The organism is Kitasatospora sp. NPDC059812 (assembly GCF_042732075.1).
Classification (GTDB): domain Bacteria; phylum Actinomycetota; class Actinomycetes; order Streptomycetales; family Streptomycetaceae; genus Kitasatospora.
Genome location: NZ_JBHWIO010000095.1, coordinates 2,537 through 5,450, shown reverse-complemented (window position 1 = coordinate 5,450; position 2,914 = coordinate 2,537). Strand labels below are relative to the sequence as shown.

Sequence of the window (2,914 nt, the reverse complement as noted above, 5' to 3'; positions counted from 1 at the left end):
GGGGGGGGCCCCCCCGGGGGGCTGGGGGTTGTCCTGGGCCCATTTCTTTTTTGGGGGGGGTGTGGGGGGGGGGGGCCGGGGGGCGCGGGGGGGGCCCCGCCCCCCGGCGCCCCCGCCACGGTGTCGTTCGGGCTGGGACCCGTGGACGTCAGGTCGTCCAGGAGACGGTGAACGCCTCGGTGTCGATCAGGCGCTGCGTCTGGACGAAGCTGCCGTACTTCCCGCCGGCCGCCTTGTTGACCGGGAGCGGGACGTGGCCCCGCACGCACGACTCCTTGTACGTGACCGGGTGTCCGGTCGTCTCACGGAACGTCCAGTTGCCGTTGGTGAGTTGGGGGACGATCTCGGCGCACAGCCCGCCGTTCGTGCCGCCCTGGTACGTCCCGGCGAAGGGGAACTCGTCGCAGCTGTCCTCCGGGAACGCGACCGGGTCCAGCTGGGCGAACGGCACCGTGCTCTGCGCGCCGCAGGTGCGCTTGCGGTTCGGCTCGCTGTCGCCCTTCAGTCGCGTGAACTGCTTGGGCATGTTGGGCAGGTAGTTCAGTGCGAAGGCGTAGGTCGCGGCCGCCGCACCGTAGTCCGTCAGGGAGTAGGACAGGTCGGGCCGGACGTCGGCGTAGACGCATCCGGGCGAGCCCTTGCCCGGCTCGTGGACGGCGTTGTCGCAGCGGACCTTGCGCGGATTGGTCCAGTTGACGTTCGGCTGCAGGGGGATGGCGTTGTCCTGCGTGACGTACATGTGGTACTCGTTCGCCAGGGAGTCGACAGCCCCGACGGCGGGCGAGTCCGAGTACAGGACCGTACCCTGCGCCGACGTCCCGGGCGTCAGCGTACGGGCGCCCGCCCAGGGCTTGGCCGCGCCCATCTGGCAGGGCGCCGTACAGCTGGCGTCGAACGCGATGTTGAGGCTCGGCACGTTGCTGGTCGAGGACACCATGGTGACCGTCACCAGTTCGGTCCACATCGAGCTCGTGGCGCTCAGCGACATGCTCAGGTTGATCTTGAGCTGGGCCGAACCGATGGCGGTGCCCTTGTCGTCGCGCAGCGTGTAGGTCGTGGTCATGTCCTTCAGGCACGACCCGAACCGCTCGTACGACCAGTACCCCGCGCTGCCGATCGAGCACGCCCCTGCACCGTCCTGCGTGCTGCTGACGGCCTCGGAAACACTCCTACGACCCGCCGGGCCGTCGGTGACCTGCACGCACTCGGCCGCCGCACCCGCCTTCCCAGGCGCCGACCCCACGGCCACCTCCGTGCACTGAACCCCACCCGGCTCGGCCTTCACCGACAGGTCCTGCCGGTCCGCGGCGCTCACCGCCGTTCCCGGCCCCCCGATCCCCGGCAGACCCGCTGCCCCGGTGCCCGACTGAGCCGCCGACATGCCACCCGAAGCGACGACGAGCGAGACCGCGGCCGCCATCGATGCGGCCAGGGCGACCAGGCGCCGACCATGACGTTTCATCAACTTCCCTCCCCAAGAAGGCGCGAGTGCCATCAGTGGCACCAGCTGTCACTTGGGGCACACGGGTCGCAGCGCCCAGTGGGTTCACCCGGGTGGCGCAAGGGGCGAGAACAAGACAGAGATACAGAACCGGTGGACGCGGATGGCGTGAGTGGACGTTAAGTCCGTTTCTGGTAGCGGCCTCGTCCGGGTTGAGCGAGGAAGCCTTGGCGGGTGAGGCGTCCGAGGCGGCTGCGGGTGATGTTGACGGACGCCTCTTCGGTGGGCATGCCGAGGAGTTCGTGCAGCTCGCGTGCCCGGAATGCCTGGTCGGGATGCTGGTTGAAGGCGTTCACGATGGCCTGGTAGGTGGTGTTCGTCTCGGGTGGTTCTGATTCGGCTCCTGCCGGTGTGACCTCCGCGATGATCTTTCGGGCGGTGGCCAGGTCCGTGAGCCGCGCTTCGGTCTCGGTCAGGTCGGCGGCGAGCTCTTCGATCCGGGCGCGTAGTTCTGCTGCCTGGGCGGCGGCCTCGTCCTGCCGGCTCTGGAGGTCTGCCAGGAGTTCGGCGACGTTCACGCGGCCAGTCCGAGGGTGTCGCGCCAGGCCGGGGCTGGTGCGGTGAGGCGGCGGGTCATGTTCGCGGTGGAGGCCCAGTAGACGCCTGAGGCGGAGGTGTCGGGCCTGTGGTCGTACTCGCGGGCCAGGCGCCGAGCAGCATCAGGGTGCCGTTCGTCTGCTCCACCACCCACCGTTTCGGCTGCGGGGCGAAGCCCTTGCCCTGGTCGGCCGGGTTGCGGCGGACGACTTCGACGTCGATGTCCAGCAGTGCACCGTGGATGACGACCTCGTCCTTGAAGCCCTGGTCCACCAGGGCCTTCTCCAGACGCATCCCGCACCGCTCGGAGACCCGGTCGAGCAGGGCGGCGCCGGCGGCGTTGTCGTGGGCGGAGGCGGCCAGGACGACGACACCGGTGATCAGCCCCATGACGTCGACGGCCAGTCCCCGCTTGCGGCCCGACACCTTCTTGTTCGCGTCCAGTCCCGTCGTGGTCTTCGCAACACCGGCGGCCGCGCGGACGGACTGGGTGCCGATGATCACGAGGGACGGGTCCTCTAATCGGCGGTCCCTCTCCCGAACCTGGCAGCGCGGGAGTTCCTGGATCCGCTGGTCGAGCCCGTCCTGGCGCCACAGGCCGAAGTAGTAGAACACCGCCGACCAGGACGGCAGGTCATGGGGCAGGTAGCGCCACTGACAGCCCGTCCGGTTCTGGTAGAAGACCGCGTTCACGATCTCCCGCAGATCACGGACCCCGGATCCCCGGTTGCCGATCGCGCCACCCGGTCCTGCTTCGAGGCACCGCCGCATCGGCCAAAGGCCGGAGCACCACCAGCGGCCCGCCGCGGAGAGGAAGCCCCCCCCACAGCATGTGAGATAAGCTGGGCGACTACAAAAAAAGCCCCCGGGGGCGTA

General features: G+C 69.5%; 4 protein-coding genes. 1 reads left to right on the top strand and 3 read right to left on the bottom strand.

Annotation, left to right across the window (positions count from 1 at the left end; translation table 11 throughout):
- Window positions 1-148: 148 nt before the first annotated feature.
- Entirely contained in the window at window positions 149-1,063 is a 915-nt protein-coding gene (locus tag ACFV6D_RS32725) for a hypothetical protein (RefSeq protein WP_063352309.1), read from the bottom strand.
- Between ACFV6D_RS32725 and ACFV6D_RS32720 the strand changes: the two genes are divergently transcribed.
- Window positions 1,062-1,262: a hypothetical protein gene (locus ACFV6D_RS32720; protein WP_063352310.1), complete on the top strand. Its 201-nt coding sequence runs from the start codon at window positions 1,062-1,064 to the stop codon at window positions 1,260-1,262. The genes ACFV6D_RS32725 and ACFV6D_RS32720 overlap by 2 nt on opposite strands.
- A 358-nt stretch (window positions 1,263-1,620) precedes the next feature.
- Here the strand turns inward: ACFV6D_RS32720 and ACFV6D_RS32715 are convergent, their stop codons facing one another.
- Window positions 1,621-2,019 carry a hypothetical protein gene (locus ACFV6D_RS32715; protein ID WP_208869246.1) on the bottom strand — a complete coding sequence of 133 codons (399 nt, stop codon included), beginning with the start codon at window positions 2,017-2,019 and terminating at the stop codon, window positions 1,621-1,623.
- 55 nt (window positions 2,020-2,074) lie between these two features.
- A complete protein-coding gene (locus tag ACFV6D_RS32710; protein WP_380562382.1) occupies window positions 2,075-2,731 on the bottom strand; it encodes a transposase in 657 nt (218 codons plus the stop codon).
- Window positions 2,732-2,914 lie beyond the last annotated feature (183 nt).